The sequence below is a fragment of the Synechococcus sp. OH2 genome, assembly GCF_047462155.1.
In the GTDB taxonomy this organism is placed as follows: domain Bacteria; phylum Cyanobacteriota; class Cyanobacteriia; order Thermostichales; family Thermostichaceae; genus Thermostichus.
Map to the genome: position 1 here is coordinate 145,181 of NZ_JANSIR010000095.1, position 20,184 is coordinate 165,364.

20 protein-coding genes and 1 other RNA gene are annotated in these 20,184 nt (G+C 59.9%); 10 read left to right on the forward strand and 11 right to left on the reverse strand.

All coding sequences use genetic code 11. From position 1 onward, the window contains the following. The 3 genes from NW835_RS09165 to psbD form a co-directional block, all read right to left on the reverse strand. A partial coding sequence (locus NW835_RS09165) for a GTP-binding protein (RefSeq protein ID WP_414415114.1) occupies positions 1–465 on the reverse strand: 465 nt, incomplete at its 3' end. Positions 466–593: 128 nt separating this feature from the next. Next, a complete protein-coding gene (psbC, locus tag NW835_RS09170; RefSeq protein ID WP_414335970.1) occupies positions 594–1,943 on the reverse strand; it encodes a photosystem II reaction center protein CP43 in 1,350 nt (449 codons plus the stop codon). Positions 1,944–2,158: 215 nt separating this feature from the next. Continuing rightward, entirely contained in the window at positions 2,159–3,217 is a 1,059-nt protein-coding gene (psbD, locus tag NW835_RS09175) for a photosystem II D2 protein (photosystem q(a) protein) (RefSeq protein WP_414365737.1), read from the reverse strand. Positions 3,218–3,714: 497 nt separating this feature from the next. Between psbD and NW835_RS09180 the strand changes: the two genes are divergently transcribed. The 6 genes from NW835_RS09180 (at position 3,715) to NW835_RS09205 (ending at position 7,861) form a co-directional block, all read left to right on the forward strand. Further along, positions 3,715–3,822 (forward strand): PetM family cytochrome b6-f complex subunit 7, encoded by a 108-nt coding sequence (locus NW835_RS09180; RefSeq protein WP_414334413.1) that lies wholly within the window; start codon positions 3,715–3,717, stop codon positions 3,820–3,822. A 22-nt stretch (positions 3,823–3,844) separates the two neighbouring features. Beyond that, the gene (locus NW835_RS09185) at positions 3,845–4,858 is read left to right on the forward strand and encodes a ketopantoate reductase family protein (RefSeq protein ID WP_414415115.1); all 1,014 of its coding nucleotides are present in this window, start codon (positions 3,845–3,847) and stop codon (positions 4,856–4,858) included. A gap of 23 nt (positions 4,859–4,881) precedes the next feature. Further along, entirely contained in the window at positions 4,882–5,646 is a 765-nt protein-coding gene (locus NW835_RS09190; RefSeq protein WP_414415165.1) for an SDR family oxidoreductase, read from the forward strand. Between the two features lie 84 nt (positions 5,647–5,730). After that, on the forward strand, positions 5,731–6,990 hold the full coding sequence (locus NW835_RS09195; protein ID WP_414365735.1) for a sensor histidine kinase: 1,260 nt from the start codon (positions 5,731–5,733) through the stop codon (positions 6,988–6,990). A 150-nt stretch (positions 6,991–7,140) separates the two neighbouring features. Continuing rightward, positions 7,141–7,404, forward strand: coding sequence for a helix-turn-helix domain-containing protein (locus tag NW835_RS09200; RefSeq protein WP_414365734.1), 264 nt, complete (start codon positions 7,141–7,143; stop codon positions 7,402–7,404). 196 nt (positions 7,405–7,600) lie between these two features. After that, positions 7,601–7,861 (forward strand): hypothetical protein, encoded by a 261-nt coding sequence (locus tag NW835_RS09205; protein ID WP_414365741.1) that lies wholly within the window; start codon positions 7,601–7,603, stop codon positions 7,859–7,861. A gap of 347 nt (positions 7,862–8,208) precedes the next feature. On the opposite strand, the gene NW835_RS09210 is transcribed toward NW835_RS09205, so the two are convergent. Beyond that, the gene (locus NW835_RS09210; protein WP_414372485.1) at positions 8,209–9,102 is read right to left on the reverse strand and encodes an acyl-CoA desaturase; all 894 of its coding nucleotides are present in this window, start codon (positions 9,100–9,102) and stop codon (positions 8,209–8,211) included. 319 nt (positions 9,103–9,421) lie between these two features. On the opposite strand from NW835_RS09210, the gene NW835_RS09215 reads away from it, so the two are divergent. Then, positions 9,422–10,084 (forward strand): TetR/AcrR family transcriptional regulator, encoded by a 663-nt coding sequence (locus NW835_RS09215; RefSeq protein ID WP_414365732.1) that lies wholly within the window; start codon positions 9,422–9,424, stop codon positions 10,082–10,084. A gap of 60 nt (positions 10,085–10,144) precedes the next feature. Here NW835_RS09215 and rnpB read toward each other — a convergent pair. After that, an RNA gene (gene rnpB, locus NW835_RS09220) (RNase P RNA component class A) lies at positions 10,145–10,599 on the reverse strand. Between the two features lie 139 nt (positions 10,600–10,738). Then, positions 10,739–11,653, reverse strand: a complete 915-nt coding sequence (lipA, locus tag NW835_RS09225; protein ID WP_414365731.1) for a lipoyl synthase — start codon at positions 11,651–11,653, stop codon at positions 10,739–10,741. A 512-nt stretch (positions 11,654–12,165) separates the two neighbouring features. Here lipA and tkt point away from each other — a divergent pair. Further along, a complete protein-coding gene (gene tkt / locus NW835_RS09230) occupies positions 12,166–14,166 on the forward strand; it encodes a transketolase (protein ID WP_414377176.1) in 2,001 nt (666 codons plus the stop codon). 289 nt (positions 14,167–14,455) lie between these two features. On the opposite strand, the gene NW835_RS09235 is transcribed toward tkt, so the two are convergent. Then, entirely contained in the window at positions 14,456–14,584 is a 129-nt protein-coding gene (locus NW835_RS09235; RefSeq protein ID WP_414365729.1) for a hypothetical protein, read from the reverse strand. Between the two features lie 232 nt (positions 14,585–14,816). Here NW835_RS09235 and NW835_RS09240 point away from each other — a divergent pair, with 232 nt between their 5' ends. Further along, positions 14,817–15,242, forward strand: a complete 426-nt coding sequence (locus NW835_RS09240; RefSeq protein WP_414377177.1) for a hypothetical protein — start codon at positions 14,817–14,819, stop codon at positions 15,240–15,242. A 258-nt stretch (positions 15,243–15,500) separates the two neighbouring features. Further along, the gene (locus NW835_RS09245) at positions 15,501–16,547 is read left to right on the forward strand and encodes a hypothetical protein (RefSeq protein ID WP_414333114.1); all 1,047 of its coding nucleotides are present in this window, start codon (positions 15,501–15,503) and stop codon (positions 16,545–16,547) included. Positions 16,548–16,675: 128 nt separating this feature from the next. On the opposite strand, the gene NW835_RS09250 is transcribed toward NW835_RS09245, so the two are convergent. The 4 genes from NW835_RS09250 to infB all read right to left on the reverse strand — a co-directional run. Next, a complete protein-coding gene (locus NW835_RS09250) occupies positions 16,676–16,942 on the reverse strand; it encodes a hypothetical protein (protein ID WP_414333116.1) in 267 nt (88 codons plus the stop codon). Then, the gene (locus tag NW835_RS09255; protein ID WP_414415116.1) at positions 16,939–17,256 is read right to left on the reverse strand and encodes a hypothetical protein; all 318 of its coding nucleotides are present in this window, start codon (positions 17,254–17,256) and stop codon (positions 16,939–16,941) included. Before NW835_RS09255 ends, NW835_RS09250 begins: the two co-directional genes overlap by 4 nt. A gap of 9 nt (positions 17,257–17,265) precedes the next feature. Beyond that, positions 17,266–19,095, reverse strand: a complete 1,830-nt coding sequence (locus NW835_RS09260; RefSeq protein ID WP_414333119.1) for a proline--tRNA ligase — start codon at positions 19,093–19,095, stop codon at positions 17,266–17,268. Between the two features lie 108 nt (positions 19,096–19,203). Beyond that, positions 19,204–20,184: translation initiation factor IF-2 (gene infB, locus NW835_RS09265; RefSeq protein ID WP_414415117.1), on the reverse strand; the 981-nt coding region annotated here is incomplete at its 5' end.

Below are 20,184 nucleotides of genomic sequence, written 5' to 3' on the forward strand. Positions count from 1 at the left end.
GGCCTGCCGCTGCGCTTCCAGCGCCGCCCGATCGCCCACCAGTTGCCCAGAAGCCAGAGCCTGACCGTCCACCACTGCAATCACCGCATCCACCGTGGCGCCGGTGCGAAGGGTTGGCCAGCGGAAAGCCTGCACCAGAGGTTTGGGCAAGGCCAATCCTGAAGTTTCAATGAGAATGCCGTCCAGCTCCGCCCGCTGCTGCAGCAGGGTTTCCATGGTGGGCAAAAATTCCTCCTGCACCGTGCAGCAGAGGCAGCCGTTGGCCAGCTCCAAAATGGGGATGGATCCCTCTCCCTCGCAACGTTGGCAATCCCGCAGCAGTTCGCCATCAATGCCCACTTCGCCAAACTCATTGACCAAAACGGCGATGCGGCGGCCCTGGTTGTTGAGCAACAGGTGACGGATCACCGTGGTCTTGCCGGATCCCAAAAATCCAGTGATGACCGTAACGGGGACTTTGTGCATCTTTACCGAACATTCAGCCTTCTCAGTCTCTATCCTCTCTTCCTTCTCTGCCAATCCTGGCGGGGGGGATCCCCAAAAAAAGGCCCCCTACCGGGGGCCAAAGGTTGATCTCCAAGAGACTTCCGTGCTTATCGGATCGGCTTCATCCGGTAAACCGGCTCGTTCTCGCGGCTGATCCCTTTCTCAAAGCCGGCAGCAGCGGCACGGGCGCGACCGGCATGCCACAGGTGGCCAACGAAGAACAGGAAGCCGAAGATGAAGTTGTGGGCTGCCAGCCAGGTGCGCGGGCTGGTGAAGTTCACCGTGTTGATCTCGGTCGCCACACCCCCCACCGAGTTCAGGGATCCCAGTGGCGCGTGGGTCATGTACTCCACCGCACGGCGAGCTTGCCAGGGTTGGATGTCGTTTTTCAACTTATCCAGATCCAAGCCATTGGGGCCCAGCAGCGGCTCTTTCCAGGGCGCCCGCACATCCCAGAAGCGCATCGTCTCACCGCCGAAGATGATCTCGCCCGTGGGGGAGCGCATCAGGTACTTACCCAGACCGGTGGGGCCTTGGGCCTGGCCGATGTTCGCCCCCAGGCGCTGGTCGCGCACGATAAAGGTGAGGGCTTGCGCTTGCGAGGCTTCAGGGCCGGTGGGGCCGTAGAACTCGCTGGGGTAAACAGTGTTGTTGAACCAGATGTAGCAGGTGGCAATAAAGCTCATCAGCGAGACCGCCGCCAAGCTGTAGGAGAGATAAGCTTCCCCCGACCAGATGAAGGCACGCCGGGCCCAGCCAAAAGGCTTGGTGAGGATGTGCCAGATCCCACCGGCAATGCAGATGATGCCGATGTAGATATGGCCGCCGATCACATCCTCCATGTTGTCCACGCTGATGATCCAGCCGTCGCCGCCGAAGGGAGACTTGAACAGGTAGCCGAAGATCACCGCCGGGTTGAGGGTGGGGTTGGTGATCACTCGCACATCGCCACCGCCGGGAGCCCAGGTGTCATAGACACCGCCAAACCACATGGCCTTGGCCACCAACAGGAAAGCCCCCAACCCCAAGAGGATGAGGTGGATCCCCAAGATGGTGGTCATCTTGTTCTTGTCTTTCCAGTCGTAGCCGAAGAAGGGGAAAGACTGCTCCAGGGTTTCTGGGCCGCGCACGGCGTGATAGATGCCCCCCAGCCCCAGCACTGCGCTAGAGATGAGGTGCAGCACACCAATCACAAAGTAGGGGTAGGTGTCGATAACTTCGCCGCCCGGGCCAACCCCCCAGCCCAAAGTGGCCACGTGGGGCATCAGGATCAGGCCCTGCTCGTACATAGGCCGATCCGGCGTGAAGTGAGCCACCTCAAACAGCAGCATCGCTCCCGCCCAGAAGACGATCAGGCCGGCGTGGGCCACGTGGGCACCCAAGAGCCGACCGGAGAGATTGATCAAGCGAGCATTCCCGGCCCACCAGGCAAACCCGCCCTGGGTGCGATCCTGCATCGCTGCGGAACCAAAGGTCGTTGAAGTCACTGAGGCCAGCCTCCGAAAAGAGTAACAGTCAGTACAGCAGAAGATAGAGCTGAAAAGCAAAGGATCTTAAGAATGGCCGAGCGCCTACCCACCCAATCCAAGGCTTGAATAGGCGAACGCTCGGCCCCGGCTCTCACGTGAAGGATCGAGAGAACTCAAGCGTTCGTTCGACAGCCAGCGCCAGTTTAGAGCGCGTTGCCGCGGGGTAGGACTTCTTCGGGGAACTCAAAGCGCTCGTGCGGCTGATCCTGCGGCGCCATCCAGGCCCGAATCCCCTCGTTGAGCAAAATGTTCTTCGTGTAGAACGTCTCAAACTCAGGATCCTCCGCCGCCCGGGTCTCCTGACTGATAAAGTCATACGCCCGCAGGTTCAGCGCCAAACCCACCACACCAATGCTCGACATCCACAAACCCGTCACCGGCACAAACAGCATGAAAAAGTGCAGCCACCGCTTGTTGGAAAACGCTATCCCAAAAATCTGGCTCCAGTAGCGGTTAGCCGTCACCATGGAGTAGGTTTCTTCCGCCTGCGTCGGCTCAAACGCCCGAAACGTGCTCGCCGCTTCCCCATCCTTGTAGAGCGTGTTCTCCACCGTCGCCCCATGGATGGCACACAACAGCGCTCCACCCAAAACGCCAGCCACCCCCATCATGTGGAAGGGGTTCAGCGTCCAGTTGTGGAACCCTTGGAAGAACAGCAAGAAGCGGAAGATCCCCGCTACCCCAAAGCTGGGGGCAAAAAACCAACTGCTCTGCCCCAGCGGGTAAATCAAAAACACGCTCACAAACACCGCAATCGGCGCGCTGAAGGCAATGGCGTTGTAGGGCCGCACCCCCACCAGCCGGGCAATCTCAAATTGCCGCAGCATAAAGCCAATCAGGCCCAGCGCTCCATGGAAGGCGACAAAGGTCCACAGCCCGCCAATCTGACACCAGCGGGTAAAGTCCCCCTGGGCTTCCGGGCCCCACAGCAGCAACAGGCTGTGCCCCATGCTGTCGGCGGGGGTGGACACGGCCACGGTCAAAAAGTTGCACCCCTCCAGGTAGGAGCTGGCCAGGCCGTGGGTGTACCAAGAAGTTACAAAGGTGGTGCCGGTCAGCCAGCCGCCCAAGGCCAGGTAGGCGCAGGGGAACAGCAGCAGCCCCGACCAGCCGATAAACACGAATCTGTCGCGCTTGAGCCAGTCATCGACGATGTCGAACCATCCTCGCTCCTGGCGTACGCGCCCTACCGCGATGGTCATCTCAACTTCTCCTTAAAAAGATGATGAGGACATTAATGAAACTACAAACTTTGCTTCTTTGAAGCAAGACTGGGGCCTAGGTATAAAGACTCAGTCTGCGAACTTTATCGCCTCAGTTTCCCTGCAGGGATTCCTGACCGGAACCGACCAACCACTGCATTAGACAGCTTTGCTGGCGTTCCGAGCTGCTCTTGGCATCCTCAGCAGGGCTGTGGCAGTCCCGACGAGCCACACTAGAGCCACCGAACAAGTTTCACGGCTGTCGGCATTACAACAATTTAGCCTATGCCAGTAAAGACTTGTAAATTGCTTTCATTATAGAGGCGGAGGACACGCCCCCATCAAGTCTAAGGCGACCGGGATCTTCACCGACTGTAATCTTTGCGGTTTTTCTCTCCTGAGATATTGAGCGTGAGGGGCCGCCTCACCCCGGGGAAGGCCGAAGGCTCAAGATCCGATATCCTTAAAGGGCGAGGCAATCCACCTGAGAGGAATCTATGGCTAGTGAGATCTTCACCATTGCTGGGCTCTCTATTGTCCTGACCCTAGTGGGCGTGGCGCTCGGGTACGGGATCCTGCGCGTCACCCAGGGCGGGGCTGAGTAGGGATTTCCTCGCTTGGTGAAACATGAAAATCGGCATCGTTGGCGCCGGGGCAGTGGGAGGGCATTTGGCCGTCTGCCTGGCCCGAGCCGGTTTTCCAGTGAGTGTGGTGGCACGGGGATCCCACTTGCAGGCCATCCGCAGCCAAGGATTGAAACTGATCCGGCAGGGGGATCCCCCTGAGGTTTGGGTGGAGCGGCTGACAGCCAGCGATGACTTGGCTGAGCTGGGGCGGCAAGATGTGGTAATCGTTGCTGTCAAGGCCTACAGCTTGCCCCTGCTTGCCCCACAGTTGGGATCCCTGTGCGGCCCGGACACCCCCCTTGTGGTTGTTCAGAATGGTCTTCCCTGGTGGTACTTTTACCGGCATGGCGGCGAGTTTGAGGGGCGCTCCTTGACTTCAGTGGATCCGGGCGGGGTGATCGCCGCCCATCTGCCGATCGAACGGGTGATCGGCTGTGTCGTGTACATCGCCGTGCAGTTGGCAGAGCCGGGGGTAGTTTTGCACACCGGCAGCGGGCGCTATATTCTGGGGGAGCCAGATGGATCGTTGTCGGAGCGGCTGCGCTCTCTGGCGGCCATCTTTGAGCAGGCGCAGCTTCCTGTAACTCTCACCTCCCAAATTCGGGTCGAGATCTGGCAAAAACTGTGGGGCAACGCCGCTTTCAACCCCATCAGCGCCCTCACCCGCGCGGCCCAAGACGAAATTGCCCAGTACCCGCCCACCCATGCTTTGGTTGAGTCGGTGATGCAGGAAACCGAGGCTGTGGCCCAAGCTCTGGGGATCCGGCTGCCGGTCTCTCTGGAAGAACGGCTCAAGGATGCAGCCCGCGTGGGATCCCATCGCACCTCGATGCTGCAGGATATCGAGCGGGGGCGACCGACGGAGATCGAGAGCATTGTCGGCGCCATCGCGGAGCTGGGGCGTTGGGCAGGGATCCCGACTCCCCATTTGGATACACTCTATGCTTGCGTTAAGCTGCTGGAGCGCTCGCTTCAGGCGGGGAAGGCGGCCCGTTCCCAGCCGCAGATCCCCTAGTAGCCCCTCAACTCTTGCGGACTATGCTGGAAAACGCCATTGTGCTCATCACCGGTGCCAGCAGCGGCATCGGGGCAGCCTGTGCCACGCTTTTTGCCCGTTCTGGGGCCAAGCTGATCCTGGTGGCCCGCCGTCAGGAGCGTCTGCAGGAGCTGGCTATGGAGTTGCAGCAGGCTTACGGCGCTTCCTCATACTTGCTGACTTTGGATGTGCGGGACAGGGCAGCCGTACAACAGGCGCTCCAGTCTTTGCCGCCGGTCTGGGCTGAGATCGACATCTTGATCAACAACGCCGGCCTCAGTCGCGGCTTGGACAAGCTCCACACCGGTGCTCTGCAAGATTGGGAGGAGATGATCGATACCAACATCAAGGGCTTGCTGTATGTTACTCGCGCAGTCTTGCCCGGCATGGTGGAGCGGGGCCGCGGCCATGTGGTCAACATCGGCTCCATTGCCGGTCGGCAGACCTATCCCGGCGGCGCCGTCTATTGTGCTTCCAAAGCCGCCGTGCGGGCCATCTCCGAGGGCCTGAAGCTGGATCTGCTGGGCACCCCCATTCGCGTCACCGAGATCCAGCCCGGCTTGGTGGAAACCGAGTTCAGCCAGGTGCGCTTCCACGGCGATCGCGAGCGGGCGGCAGCGGTCTATTGGGGCCTCACCCCCCTGACGGCGATGGATGTGGCCGAGGTGGTGCTGTTTGCCGTCACCCGTCCCCCCCACGTCAACCTCAGTGAGGTCTTGCTGGTGCCCACCGACCAGGCCAGCACGACAATGGTGCATCGCCGATAAGGATGCGAAGATCCCGATCCCTTCGCTTGTTCGGTATTCACCCCCCCATCCCTGGGCGACAATGGCGGCAAAGGGGGTGGGCCCATGGGAGTGGAAAGCGGGATCCTCATTGGGTTGGGCATCGGCCTACTCGGCACGCTGATTTTGCTCTGGCAGAGTCGGCGCCGCTTCGGCCGCCAATTGCAACAGTTGGGATCCCTGCTGCACGTGCCCCTGCCTCTGAGTTCGCCAGAACAGATGCTCAGCCGGCTCAGCCGCCACCTGCGCCAACAAGAACTGGAGTGGGCCAGCCAAAAACGACACCTGCAAGACTGGCAGTATCTCAGCCACCACCTGCCCTGGGGATACCTGCGGGTGGACGAGAACAACGTGGTTCTGGAGTGTAACCCTGCCGCTCAACGCCTGCTGCACATTGGCCAGTGGCAGCCGGGCGTCAAGCTCCTGCTGGAGTGGGTGCGCTCCTATGAGCTGGATCAGCTCATCGAAGCCACCCGCCGCCAGGGGGCCAGCACGCCCATCCAGAGCCGCGAATGGATCTTCTACCCTTCCGGCGGCGAGAATAAACCGGTTCCGCTGCGGGCTTGGGGGCTGCCCCTGCCGCAGGGGCAGGTTGCCATCTTTTTGGAAGACCGGCTGGAAGCTACCCTGCTAGCCCAACAACGGGATCGCTGGGCCTCGGATGTGGCCCACGAGCTGAAAACCCCCCTCACCTCGATTCGTCTGCTGGCCGAAACTTTACAAAGCCGGGTCGACACCGCGCAAGCGGTTTGGGTGGAACGATTGCTCAACGAGACGCTGCGCCTCAGCCAGTTGGTACAAGACTTGTTGGAACTGAGCGCCCTTAACTTGGGGGCCGGATCCCGCTCCCAATGGCGCTGGGTGGATCTGGCAGCCTTGGTGCGCGAAGCCTGGCAGAGCTTAGAACCGCTGGCCAAGCCCCGTCACCAGGAACTGCACCTGAGCAGCCCCTCCCAGCTCTATCTCTGGGGAGATGAACAGCGCCTCTACCGCCTCATCCTCAACCTCTTGGACAACGCCGTCAAATATGGCGCGCCCGACTCCCCTGTCCACGTGCTGCTCTTGGAACAGGGATCCCAGGTGCGGCTGGAGGTGTACGACCACGGCCCTGGCCTGCCGGAGGATCAATTTGAGCTGGTCTTTCAACCCTTTTACCGCACCGATGCGGCGCGGGCTCGCAGCAAAGGCGGCACCGGCCTGGGGCTGGCGATCGTGCGGCAAATTGTGGAACTTCACGGCGGCACAATCCGCCTGCGCAATCACCCACAAGCAGGTGGGCTGTGGGTGCAGGTGGAACTGCCCCGGAAACGCGCCGATGCCCTGTGAAAGCTGCCCAGAAGCGCTCCCGTCAACATCGCCAAACCCTTCGGCCTGAGAATTGCCGCAGATTTTCCTGCGGCGGGACTATCCATCTTGGAGGGGATCCCCTAGAATTGGTCTAGGTAATCCTTACAGTTTGTACCCTGGGCATTCGGAATGGGCGCCGATTATCATTCCGCTGATTTGTTGTCGGAGCGTGAGCTGCAGGTTCTCGAGTTAATCGCAGCGGGTCTGACCAATCAGGACATTGCAGAGCGCTTGGAAATCAGCAAGCGCACTGTTGACAATCACATCAGCAACATTCTGAGCAAGACGCGAACGTCAAATCGCGTCGCTTTGGTGCGCTGGGCTCTGCAATGGGGAAAGATTTGCCTGGATCAGGTCAATTGCTGCACCCTAGTGGATGACAAAATTGCCTAGCCCCATCTTGCTTTACCAGTAGCCAAACGCCCAACGTAGAGTTTTAATCGGGGGTTTTTTGCGTTTTGCACCGCGATTGCTTCTGAGAGAGGGAGCGACGGTGAGGGGGAAAAAGAAGCTGCGCAGAGCCCTTGGGAAGTCCTGAGTTTGGCTGGAGGTAGCTGCATTTTGAGTTGCGTAGGTTGAGTTGTCATCCGTGGGCATCCCTAAGCTGAAACGTTACGCTGTTCGCTACGATTCCATGCCCCTGATGGTTTATCGAGAGGTGGCTGCCCATTTGGCCTGCATTCCAGGTGTGGAAGCAGAGCTGGAATGGAGAAAAGACCCCCTCTTTCGCTATTCCGATAGCCAAATCGAGGCGCTGCAAATTCGCCAGGAGGCTGACGCTGACCCAGAGCAAGTTCAGCGCGTTCTTGACCACTACGGGACATGGCAGTACAGCCCCTTACAGGACTAGCCCTCCTGCATTGCCGAAAAAGAATGAAAGGTTGGCTACTCGTCGCCAGCGCGAGACCTCTGGCTTATCTGGCGAGCCCTGCCAGCTCCCCGCAGGGAGATATTGACTTCCCTTCCAACCGGAACCGATAACTGGGCAGCAGCTCCAAGCTAGGTCGAGACAGAGCTTGAGTGCTCTGCGCTGCTAACGAGCTTACGCTAGCGCATACAGGCCCGTCACCCTAAACCCCTCTCCCTTTTTTGGGAGAGGGATCCACCGAGCAGCGCAACGAACTGTCTTAGCAAGAATTGCCCGTACGGCCAGGGTGACTTTATCGAGGGTTCTAGAAGCTCTGAGGCAGAGACAGTTTAGCGAGTTGGCTGACCTTGAGCGGGCAGGTGCAACTTACGAGCCAAACCCAGTCGCGCCAACACCCAAATGACCCAGTAGGTCATGTCAATTTCCCACCAGCGCAAACCTGCTTTCACGCACTTCGGGTCGGCGTGATGGTTGTTGTGCCAACCTTCGCCGTAGGTGAGCAGAGCCGCCCACCAAAGGTTACGGGCATTGTCATTGCTTTCGAACGTCCGATAGCCCCAGAAGTGGCTGGCAGAGTTAATCAACCAGGTGCAGTGCAGCAGCAGCACTGTCCGCACAAAGATGCCGTAGATAACGAACGGCCAACCGCCGAGCAGGTAAAGCACTACAGCCAGCGGCAGTTGCAGCAGCAGCCCATACTGGTCTAGCCAACGATAAAAAGGATCCCGAGCCAAATCCGGCGCAAAGGCAGAATACTTCTCACGATTAAAAAACTCTTCCCGTTGGTAAATGAGCCAGAGCAGGTGGCTCCACCAAAAGCCTTTGCGAGCAGAGTAGGGATCCCGCTCTTCGTCTTCCGTAAAAGCGTGATGCTGACGATGGCCGGCCACCCAAAAAATTGGCCCCCCCTGGATGGCGAGAGCACCGAAGGTAGCAAAGACATATTCGAGCCACTTGGGCACTTGGAAGCTGCGATGGCTAAGAAGACGGTGATACCCCAGGCAGATGCCCAAGCTGCCGAAACACCAGTGAAGCAATAGGGCCACCCCCAAGGCTGGCCAGGAAAAGCAAACGATGCCGCCCACCAAAGCGAGGGCGTGAAAAACAACGAAAAAAAGAACAAATTCCCAGGCAAACCGAAAAGACTTTTGGGGCTCAGGCTGAGCGAGCGAAGCAGAACGGTTGGGGTTGTCCAGCGATTGGGTGGGAAGGGAAACGGCCATGAACCAGCAAAACCTCAGAAAAGGAGTAAGGGCAGCGCAGAATCAAATACCTCCTCCCAAAGTTGCTTCTCATGCAAAGGCCACCGCATCCCTGACTTAGCTTACAACGAGCTCGCCTCCCTGAAAGGCAAGCCGGGATCCCTGAAGGCATGGCCAAGCAAGCCCCAGCAGTGAAAGCCGCTATGAGAGAGCAGAAAGGCAGCAGGTTTGATCTCGCCTGAGGTTAAGCTTAACGATATTTCACCTCAAATGCAAGTGCTACTTGCAGATTGCTCCTACCTTGAGCGCTTCCTCTTGACTTCTTACCCCATCACCTACCATGGCACGTCCTTCTTCCCGGCAAAGGCTGCTGAACGCGGCTCGAGACCTCTTCGTCCGCCAGGGCATCACTCAGACCACCACCCGTCAAATTGCAGACTTGGCCGGCGTTCATGAAGTAACCCTGTTTCGTCACTTTGGCAGCAAGCAGGGACTGCTCCTGGCTGTATTTGCTGAGCTGGGAGTTTTCTCCGGCATTGCCGACTTACCCCTCCCAGCGGATCCCGCTACCTTCCGGGGCTCTGAGCTACAAGCCATTCTCCTCCGCTATGTCCAAACCTGCTTCCAAGCCCTAGCTAATAACCCTGAGCTGGTGCGCTCGTTGGTGGGAGAAGCAGGCTTCTACTCCGAGGAGCATCGCCGTGCCTTGAGAGCAGGCTTCCTGAAGGCGCAAGAGCAGCTAGCCCACTACCTTCAGCAGCTCCCTAGCCCGGAGCTACAAGCCATTGACTCTGATCGCCTTCAGGCCGCTGCTGGAGTTCTCCACCTCATGATTTTAGGGACAGCAGTGTTAGCCGTTACCGCTGGCCTGCCTTCCAGCGCCTCTGACAAGCCCCCAGCTAAGCAAGCGGACAAGGGCACTCCTAGCAGCAGCGTTCCCTTCCTCCTCCAAGCCTGCGTAGAGCTGTGGATGGCGGCCTTGACGGGTATGAGACAAACTTAAGAAGCCCCCCTCCGAAGGACTCCCTCGAGGTTGGCAATCCCAAAAAACCCAAAAAAGAGAAGAGATGAGGAGGTTGTAAGCCGGGTTCTGTAGTGGGGTGCTCCAAGGGGCGACCCACACTGGCGGTCATCTCTCTGGGAGTGATGTTGCCACCACCCTCTAGCGGCTCACTACCACCGAGGACACCCTTCCCCAACCAATGGTTGAGTACCGTGACCTCGATGCAGCCAACAGGGGCGAAGAACAGCCATAGTCCTGCGGCTGCGGCCTTGCTTTCCACCGGGGTTTACCGAGCCAGCGCCTCACGACGCTGCTGGTGGGCTCTTACCCCACCTTTGCACCCTTACCTGCACTGGGTGGGATCCCAGCCATCGGCGGTATGTTTCTGTGGCACTATCCTCGCGGTTACCCGCACTGGGAGTTTCCCCAGCGGTGTGTTCTTCTGAAAGCCCGGACTTTCCTCATCCTGCTGCCTGGTAGCGGCAGCGAGGACGCAACCGCCTGCCCCTCCTCTCTCTTCAGTTCGATCCTACTGCATCTTTACCAAATCCTACTGCATCTTTACCAAAGAAGATGCCAGAAATCCCTACCAACTAGGCCTGTGGTCTTTCCGGGAGAAGCGTTGCGCCACAACAACACCTCAGGACTTCTGATCTAGCTTGGCAAGACGCTCTCAGCAGGGGATCCCCTTTTCGGGTAGCGCCGCATCAGCTCTTGCACGGCTTCGGCATGGTAGGAGCTGCGGGTGAGAGGGGAGGACACCACCTGCAGAAAGCCTAGCTCTTCCCCCACTTGCCGCCAATGGTCGAACTCTTCTGGGGTGACATAGCGCTCCACCGGCAGGTGTTTGGGGCTGGGCGCCAGGTATTGGCCAAGAGTGAGGATGTCGCAGCCCACCCGGCGCAGATCTTGCATCACCTGTAAAATCTCCTCGGCGGTCTCTCCTAAGCCCAGCATCACCCCTGACTTGGTGTAGAGGCCCGGATCCCATTGCCGTGCCAGTTCCAGAAGCCGCAGGGAGCGCTCGTAGTTCCCCTGGGGGCGCACTCGTCGGTAGAGGCGGGGCACGGTTTCCGTGTTGTGGTTAAGCACCGTTGGGCGGGCAGCGAGAATCTGCTCCAAGGCCTGCCAGTTGCCACATAAATCTGGGATCAAGACCTCGATGGTCGTCCGGGGCAGGCGGCGGCGGATTTCGGTAATGCAAGCAACAAACTGGCTGGCTCCGCCATCCGGCAGGTCGTCCCGATTCACCGAGGTAATGACCGCGTGGCGCAACCCCAGCCGTTGCACGGCTTCTGCCACCCGCAGCGGCTCAGTGGGATCCAAGGGCAAAGGCCGTTTGGTGAAGTCGATATCGCAGTAGGGGCAGGCACGGGTACAGGCCGGGCCCATGATCAAGAAGGTGGCGGTGCCGTTGGCAAAGCATTCCCCTAAGTTGGGACAGGAAGCCTCTTCGCAAACCGTGTTCAGGCCCAAGTCCCGCAGCAGTTGCTGGACAGACGCGGCCCGTTGGGGGGCTTTGGCCCGCAGCCAGGGCGGTTTACCGCTAGGCGAAGAAACAGCGCTCAATGAAAACCCTCCAACCCACCAGAAATGGTGGCAAGCGTATCTCTCAGCTTAGCCTGTCATCTTGCCCAGCCGAGACCGACCCCGGCCAATTCCCAGCTTGATGGATCCCCACTGCTTCGGAAGCGAGGCCCAAAACACAGAAGGATAGCTTGGTAGCCCCGCACTTGAGTGCAGGGCGGAAAAGCCCGTAAGCAACTTTAGTTGCTCGCCAATGGTATAGTTGTCACCGAGGCGTAGCGTTCCCAGGCGAACCCCTAAAACGGTGAAAAACCCGACCGGTGGCAAGCGTCCGGGAGGTGTCAACGTCTCAGCCAACCTCCAAGGACTCCGTCCCGCTGACGTGAACAGGAAAGTCAGCAGAACCTTGGGGTTTTGCCTCAAGGAACCGTCTAGAGGCGTCTTGACAGCGCCTTTACGAGTTTGTTGTTGAACTGCGTAAGAATCCCCCGCCTTTAGGCCGTGGGAGTGTCAAGGCATACTGGAAAGCGAATGTCGAGCGATAGGGATCCCACATGGTTGTTGCTGCTCCTCCCTCCCTGGAACAACTTGCCATCAACACGATTCGTTTTTTGGCGGTGGATGCTGTTCAGAAAGCCAACTCCGGCCACCCCGGCCTGCCGATGGGGGCAGCACCCATGGCCTATGTGCTTTGGCAGCAGTTTTTGAAGTTCAATCCCCGCAACCCCAAGTGGGTGGATCGGGATCGCTTTGTCCTCTCGGCGGGCCACGGCTGCATGCTGCAATATGCCCTGCTGCACCTGACGGGCTTTGATGTTAGTCTGGAGGACATCAAGCAGTTTCGCCAGTGGGGATCCAAAACTCCCGGGCACCCGGAAAACTTTGAAACTCCCGGTGTGGAGGTGACCACCGGCCCGCTGGGACAGGGGGTGGGCAATGCGGTAGGGCTGGCGATTGCCGAGGCCCACTTGGCGGCCCGCTTCAACAAGCCCGGCCACACGATTGTGGATCACTACACCTACGTGATCTTGGGTGATGGCTGCAACATGGAGGGGGTGGCCTCGGAAGCGGCCTCGCTGGCCGGCCACCTCAAACTGGGCAAGCTGATCATGCTCTACGACAGCAACCACATCTCCATCGACGGCAGCACGGAAATTGCCTTTACCGAAGATGTGGGCAAGCGCTATGAGGCCTACGGCTGGCACGTGCAAAAAGTGGAGGATGGCAACCACGACCTGAAGGGGATCGCGGAAGCCATCCAAAAAGCCAAGGAGGTCACCGACAAGCCTTCTTTGATCATCGTCGAGACCACCATTGGCTACGGATCCCCCAACAAAGCTGGCAGCGAGAGCGTCCACGGGGCGCCCCTGGGGCCAGAAGAGGTCAAGCTCACCAAACAAAACTTGGGCTGGCCGCTGGAGCCGGAGTTCTACATCCCCGACGAGGTGCTGGCCCACTTCCGCCAGGCCATCGATAAAGGGGCCAAAGCCGAGGCGGAGTGGAACGAGCGCTTTGCCGCCTACGAGAAGGCCTACCCGGAAGAGGCCGCCGAGTTCAAGCGCATCATGGCCGGGGAGCTGCCTGCGGGCTGGAAAGAAGCGTTGGCTCCCATTGCCGAAACTGGCAAAGAATCCACCCGCAACCTCTCCAAGTTTTGTCTCAACGCCCTGGCCAAGGCGGTGCCAGAGCTGCTGGGGGGATCCGCCGATCTGGCCCATTCCAACATGACCTACTTGAAGGGGATCCCGGAGTTTCAGGCCGGCTCCTACCACGGGCGCAACTTCCGCTTCGGGGTACGGGAACACGGCATGGGAGCCATCGCCAATGGCATGGCTCTGCACGGCGGCCTCATTCCCTACGACGCCACCTTCTTGGTTTTCAGCGACTACATGCGGCCGGCCATCCGGCTGTCGGCCCTCTCGCGGGCGCGGGTGTTGCACATCATGACCCACGACTCAGTGGCCCTAGGAGAAGACGGTCCCACCCACCAGCCCATTGAGACGCTGGCCTCTCTGCGGGCCATCCCCAACCTCTACGTCATCCGCCCGGCGGACGCCCGCGAGACGGTGGGAGCCTACCAGGTGGCCCTCGAGGCCATGTCCACCCCGTCGGTGCTGGTGTTTACCCGGCAGGCGGTCAACCCCGTAGAAGGCACCTCCATTGAGGGGGTAGCCAAGGGGGCCTATGTGGTGGTGGATGCTCCCAACCCGGAGCTTATCTTGATTGCCACTGGCTCAGAGCTGGAGCTGGCGGTGAAGGCTGCTGCTCAACTGCAGCAGGAAGGCCGAGCGGTACGGGTGGTTTCCATGCCCTGCATGGAGCTGTTCGAGGCCCAGCCTCAGAGCTACCGCGACTCCGTCTTGCCCCCCAATGTTACCAAGCGCATCTCCGTCGAGGCGGGATCCACCTTTGGCTGGCACAAGTACCTGGGCTTTGAGGGGGTGGCCATCGGCATCGACCGCTTTGGCGCCTCCGCCCCCGGCTCTGTCTGCATGGAGAAGTTCGGCTTTACGGTGGAGAATGTGCTCAATACCGCTCGTCAGCTCCTAGGCTAGGATTTTTGCTCCTCCGGCCTGAGCCCAGCAGGGATCCCTGCTGGGTCTTTTTTGCTGCCCGACGGTGGCACAACTTGACAAGACTTAGCGAAGGCTGACAACTTGTTAGCAGGACTTGCAAAACATTGCGGTTGTTTCAAGCAAGGTTGAGACACTTGCTCCCCCAACCCTTTTCCCCTTGTGGGAGAAGGGAGCGAGAAAGTTGTTTCATAGTTTCATAGCAGGGAAAACGTTGGCTTCCAGCGATAGGCGGATGTTCTTGCGCCAACTTTGGGTCTGACAGCTCGGCCTACTGTAGGAAGCCCGCCAGTAGAATGACCACTCCCCCCACGACGGCCAAAATCGTCAGTACCCGGCCCGCATTGGCACTGCCCTTCCAGGAGTAGCTTTTCTCTGGTTTTTCTGATTCTTCTGGCATAGCCATGTCTCCCTTTGCAGCGTTAACTTCCTCCCATGGGATCTTAAGCTGGGCGGCGCGGCGATGGCCCTTGTTGGGGCCTACCCTTGAAAAAACAGCGGCCATCTGGCCCGGCCAGCCCTTTTTGGGAACAATACAAGCAGGCGAGGAAGGGCATCTCAATTCTGTACAAGGCGTATTCTGAGGCAGAAGCATGAGGTACGCGAAACGAAGCAAAAGAATTGGCTTGATCATGGCCGCTTTGTCAGCCTGGGTGGGTGGACACCGTGCTGTCGCTCAGCCTGCCTTTCAGACGGTGCCGCTGCCGCGCCTGCCGGTGGGTGTGGATCAATCGGTTTTCGATCGCCCGGTGGCTCGCTTCAACCCCAACCTGCCTGCCGAGCTGGTGATCCGCAATCGCACCGGCCTGCCTCTGGAATACGGCTTTACCGATCCGCGCCAGAACGTATCGGAACTGGCTGCCGGAGAAACCTTGCGCCTGAGCAACCTGCCCATCCCCAATTGCATGGCCATCAACACGCCAATGTTGGCTCCGGTGGGCTACCGGGTGAGCGTGGATCCCTTGAATGTCATCACCGTAGAAGTGCGCCTGGTCAACGATGTCTCCGGCGACCATTGTCTCGATTTACAAGAGACAGGCGCTATTTTCGTGAATTGATGCCAGCTTGAACGGGCAAAATGTAGCCTCTGGGCTTTCGCGGCTGCCTTCTCAACCTTGCCCTAGGCGTTAGATGGCAGTTAACCTTACCTAAATCTGACACTGGGGTTGGGTCTAGGGGAGAGCCAGGCGGAGGTGTAGGCGTATCGACAGCAATCGACCCCTGTGACAGGATGCAAACAGGAGGTCTAGGTTGACTTTGCTCCGCCTCTGGGCTACTCACCTATAGGCCAGCTTAACCTTATTTTGGATGGTCTCATGAGCGATAACTTGTATTCTTGGTTTCCCCGTGCCTTGCTGATCGGCGCTGCTGTTGTGGGGTTGTCGGGCCCGCCGGCAAGGGCTCAGCAAATTACGGATCCCAACCCGGCTCAAGCGGCCACTAATGTGGAGCCCACCTCGCCGATCTCCGCTTCTTTTCGTAGCCAAGATGGGGTCAGCGTGCGCCCGGAGACGGTGCGGGTTTTTCTGGACGGCAAAGATGTTACTGCTGAGTCGGTGATTACCCGGGATTTCTTCACCTACCGTCCTGCCCAGCCCTTGCCGCCTGGACGGCGGGAAGTCCTGCTGGAGTTCACCAACACCCAGGGGGTGACCCGCCGTGTTACCTGGAGCTTCACCGTGGGCAGCCCCGTCCGCGCCTCTATCGACCTGGTGGATCACAACGCCGGCAATCGCCCCTTGGCCGCGGGCGAGATCCTGCTGGTAACTGTCAAGGGCACTCCCTCCAGCCGAGTAACCGTTTACCTTGTCCAGGACGGACGGCAGGTGCAAACTCTGCCAGCTCAGGAAGTTTCCAGCGGCACCTATGTGGTCAATGCCTTGATTGAGCCGAAGGATACTACCCGTGAGGGGATCGTCATCGCTCGCTTAGAAAACAACGGCCAGGTGCGCTTTATGACTGCAGAGCAGCCGGCCCGCCTGATCGAGGGGGCTACTGGGGGGATCCAGCGGCTCACCACCCAAGAGGTTTCCGCGACGATCAGCCCCTCCAGCCTGCTGCCCCAGATCACCAACTTGCGCGATGGGGATCGGGTTGCCGGCTCTTCCTTTACGCTGCAGGGCACCACGGCTCCCAATGCTTCCGTGCGGGTGAATGTAACGGCTTCGACCTCGCTGGGGGGCATCATCAGCGCCCAACAGACGGTGACCAACCAAACCGTGCAAGCCGATGCCCAAGGCCGCTTCACCGTTACGGTGCGGCCGCCCATTCCGGCCTCCGGCACCGTGTATCAGATCAATCTCACGGCCACCTCTGGCAACCAAACCAGCCCGACGGTGACTTTGCGCCTCACCCAGCAGTAGGCTGTCCACTTAGTTGGACTGAGGTTGTCGGCCTGCCGGTCTGGCAGTGGCGGCCAAGCTCCCCTCTCCCTCTGGGAGAGGGGCTGGGGGTGAGGGCTCACCTCTGGGAGAGGGGCTGGGGGTGAGGGTCAATCGGAAGGCGGCTGAGAGACTTTTGGGTTCTCAGAGTTTGCAGTTGGCAGGGCCTCTTGGACGCGGGTTGGGGAAAGAGAAGACCGCTGTTGCCAGCGCCACAGGATCCCGGCCATGACCAAGGTGGGCGAGACGATCATGGCGAGGATCACCGGCAGGGTCTCCGGCAAGGCCAGATAGGGGCCACCGTATTTGATGGCCGCGCTGATAACCGCAGCGGCCACCATCAATTGCAGGGCAAACCAGAGGGTTTTGGGTTTCATGGTTGGCTGGGATCCCCTACTATGGCCGTGAGGATGCCGGCAACGCTCTCCAGATCTTCCGGTACTCGGTACAAGGTCAAGTCTTGTCGGATTGTCTGTGGATCCCCAAGGATCTGTCCGAATTGCCAGATAGATCCGATGGTGACGGCGCCGTAGATCTGCGTTTGCGGCTCCACCTGGGCCAGGGCGATCATCTCCACCGCCATTTGGACAAAAGCCCGCGTCAGATCGTCCTTTTTGGCTTCCACCACCAGCAGGATGTTCTTGCCGCGCAATAGATAATCGAGGCTGCCTTTCAGCATTGGTGACGACAAAAGCCCTACTCAATCTGGCACGGCTAGGGCAGCAGCAATCCGCTCTTTCAGGGTAGCCACCACTTCCTCAATGGGAATTTCTACCGCTTGGCCGGTGGCCCGCTCGGCCAATTCCACCTTGCCCTGCTTAAGACTGCGCCCGGTGGTAAGGCGGTAAGGGATCCCGATGAGATCCGCATCTTTGAACTTGACGCCGGCCCGCTCGTCCCGGTCGTCCCAGAGGGTCTCGATGCCGGCAGCAGCCAGTTCCTGCACCAACTTTTCCGCCACCTGCATCTGCTCCGGGTCGGAGACGTTAGGCACCACCACCACCACGTGATAGGGGGCAATGGCCACCGGCCAGATGATCCCATGGGCATCGTGGGATTGTTCCACCGCCGCCTGGGCCAGGCGCGATACCCCAATGCCGTAGCAGCCCATCCACAGCGGCTGCTCGACGCCCTGCTCGTCGGTAAAGGTGGCCCGCATCGGCAGCGAAAACTTGAGGCCCAACTGGAAGATGTGCCCAATCTCGATGCCACGGGCGGTTTCCAGAATCTGGTCGGGGTTGAGCAGACAGCGATCCCCCGCCTGGGCTTTGCGCACGTCCACCACCTCCGGCAGAGGGTACTGTTCGCCCCAGTTGGCCCCCACCACGTGCCGCCCCACCTGGTTGCTGCCGGTTACAAAGTTTTTCAGCAGGGCTGCCGTCTGGTCAACTAGGCGCAAGATCTGAGGGGCAAAGTGTTTCTGCCGGCCCAGGCAGCTATCCGGTAGGTCGGGGGCGATGTAGCCCACCGGGATCGGATCCCCTTGCCAGCTTTTCTGGATCTCCGCGTCCGCCAGGGTGAGGGTGAGCAATTTGTGGGCCTGGTAACGCTCCGCCAGACGGCTGAGGTGGTTGGCCAGTTTTACCTCATTCACCTCTTGATCGCCGCGAATGCTCAGCAGCACCACCACCCGCAGGCCGTTGTCGTAAAGGGCTTGGTAGAGGACGTTTTTGACAATCAGCGTGGGGGAGATCTTCAAGAAATCGGCCAGCTTCTCGATGGTTTCGGTTCCCGGCGTGTCCAGAACCTGGAAGGTGGTGTAGGGGGAGTCTGCTGCCGGTGGCGGAAGGGAGACGGCCTTCTCCACATTGGCGGCATAAGAGCCATCGGGGGTGTAGAGGATCTCGTCTTCGCCGGCAGAGGCCAACACCATAAACTCCTGAGAAGCCGCGGATGGCCCGCCAATGGCTCCGGCGTCGGCATCCACCACGCGAAACTCCAGCCCGCAGCGGCGCAGGATGCGGCTGTAGGCCCGGTACATGTCCTGGTAGGTCTGGCGCAGGCTCTCTTCGTTGGCGTGGAAGGAGTAGGCGTCTTTCATGATGAATTCCCGCCCACGCATCAGGCCAAAGCGGGGCCGAATCTCGTCGCGGAACTTGGTCTGGATTTGATAGAGGGTCTGCGGCAACTGGCGATAGGAGCGGATCAGATCCCGCGCCAGCAGGGTGATCACCTCTTCATGGGTGGGGCCCAGGGCCTGCTCGCGTCCCTGCCGATCTTTGAGGGCAAACATGATCCCTTCGGCTTGGGTGTACACGTCCCAGCGGCCCGATTCCCGCCAGATCTCCGCCGGCTGCAACTGGGGCAGCAGACACTCCTGAGCGCCAATGGCGTTCATCTCTTCCCGGACAATGTCCGAGATCTTCTGCAGCACCCGCCAGAGGAGCGGCAAATAGGTGTAGATCCCCGGGGAGAGCCGCCGGATAAAGCAGCCCCGCAGCAGCAACTTGTGGCTGGGCAGTTCTGCTTCGGCGGGATCCTCCCGCAGCGTCACAAACAACATCTGGCTCAGTCTCTGGCTCTGTTGCATCCATTTCCTCCCTCTGGCCACTTAAGATTTTCTCCATTGCTTTGGGGGGAAACTCTCCCCAGGGATCCCTTGGGGCTGGGATCCCTGAAACTCTACCACCGGCTGGGACTAGGCAGGAGCCAGTGTCCGTCGCTTGGTGACCATCTGGTAGACCTCGATGATGTCCCCCTCTTGCCAAGCGTGGAACTTCTCGATGCCGATCCCGCACTCGAAACCGGCGGCCACCTCCCGCACGTCGTCCTTGAAGCGCTTGAGGGAGTCGAGGCGTCCTTCGTAAACCACCTCCCCTTTGCGGCGAACCCGCACCAGAGCATTGCGCTGCACCTTGCCGGAGAGCACGTAGCTACCGGCAACCGCACCGCGGCTGATGGGGATCACCATACGCACTTCCGCCTGGCCCAAGGGCTCTTCCACCTCCTCCGGCTCCAGCAGGCCCTCCATCGCTGCCCGCAAGTCGTCCAGCAGGTTGTAGATGATGTCGTATTCGCGCACATCCACCCCCTTGTCGTCGGCAGCCTGCCGCGCGCCGGGGGCGAAGGTGGTGTTGAAACCGAGGATAATGGCGTCGCTAGCTGCCGCCAAATCCACGTCAGTCTCTGTAATCTCCCCAGGGGCCGCCAGCAGCACCCGCAACCGCACTTCCTCTTGGGGCAGCTCCTGCAAAGCCGTCTGGATGGCCTCGGCGGATCCCTGGACATCCGTCTTGATAATGAGGTTCAGCTCCTTGAGCTGGCCTTCCTGAGCCTTGGCAGAGATGCTGCCCAAACTCACCCGCCGCGACAGCAGCGCCTGTTGCAGACGGGCTTGCCGCAGCGCTTCCGCCCGCTCCTCAGCAATCCGCCGGGCTTCTTTCTCGTCGGTGTACACCTGGAACTCATCCCCCGCCGCCGGCACCTCCTCCAGGCCCAACAGTTGCACCGCTGAAGAGGGCCCGGCTTCCTGCAGCCGCTGGCCGCGGTCGTCCATCATGGCTTTGACTCGGCCCAGCACAGCGCCGGCCACCAGGGTATCGCCCACCCGCAGGGTACCGTTCTGCACCAGCAGAGTCGCCACCGGGCCGCGGGCCTTGTCCAGGTGGGCTTCGATCAC

Coding starts and splice junctions, on each gene's coding strand:
- psbC (WP_414335970.1), bottom strand. CDS start 1,943: ATGCAGGATCGCACCCAGGGCGGGTTTGCCTGGTGGGCCGGGAATGCT.
- psbD (WP_414365737.1), bottom strand. CDS start 3,217: ATGACCATCGCGGTAGGGCGCGTACGCCAGGAGCGAGGATGGTTCGAC.
- NW835_RS09180 (WP_414334413.1), top strand. CDS start 3,715: ATGGCTAGTGAGATCTTCACCATTGCTGGGCTCTCTATTGTCCTGACC.
- NW835_RS09185 (WP_414415115.1), top strand. CDS start 3,845: ATGAAAATCGGCATCGTTGGCGCCGGGGCAGTGGGAGGGCATTTGGCC.
- NW835_RS09190 (WP_414415165.1), top strand. CDS start 4,882: ATGCTGGAAAACGCCATTGTGCTCATCACCGGTGCCAGCAGCGGCATC.
- NW835_RS09195 (WP_414365735.1), top strand. CDS start 5,731: ATGGGAGTGGAAAGCGGGATCCTCATTGGGTTGGGCATCGGCCTACTC.
- NW835_RS09200 (WP_414365734.1), top strand. CDS start 7,141: ATGGGCGCCGATTATCATTCCGCTGATTTGTTGTCGGAGCGTGAGCTG.
- NW835_RS09210 (WP_414372485.1), bottom strand. CDS start 9,102: ATGGCCGTTTCCCTTCCCACCCAATCGCTGGACAACCCCAACCGTTCT.
- NW835_RS09215 (WP_414365732.1), top strand. CDS start 9,422: ATGGCACGTCCTTCTTCCCGGCAAAGGCTGCTGAACGCGGCTCGAGAC.
- tkt (WP_414377176.1), top strand. CDS start 12,166: ATGGTTGTTGCTGCTCCTCCCTCCCTGGAACAACTTGCCATCAACACG.
- NW835_RS09235 (WP_414365729.1), bottom strand. CDS start 14,584: ATGCCAGAAGAATCAGAAAAACCAGAGAAAAGCTACTCCTGGAAGGGC.
- NW835_RS09240 (WP_414377177.1), top strand. CDS start 14,817: ATGGCCGCTTTGTCAGCCTGGGTGGGTGGACACCGTGCTGTCGCTCAG.
- NW835_RS09245 (WP_414333114.1), top strand. CDS start 15,501: ATGAGCGATAACTTGTATTCTTGGTTTCCCCGTGCCTTGCTGATCGGC.
- NW835_RS09250 (WP_414333116.1), bottom strand. CDS start 16,942: ATGAAACCCAAAACCCTCTGGTTTGCCCTGCAATTGATGGTGGCCGCT.
- NW835_RS09260 (WP_414333119.1), bottom strand. CDS start 19,095: ATGCAACAGAGCCAGAGACTGAGCCAGATGTTGTTTGTGACGCTGCGG.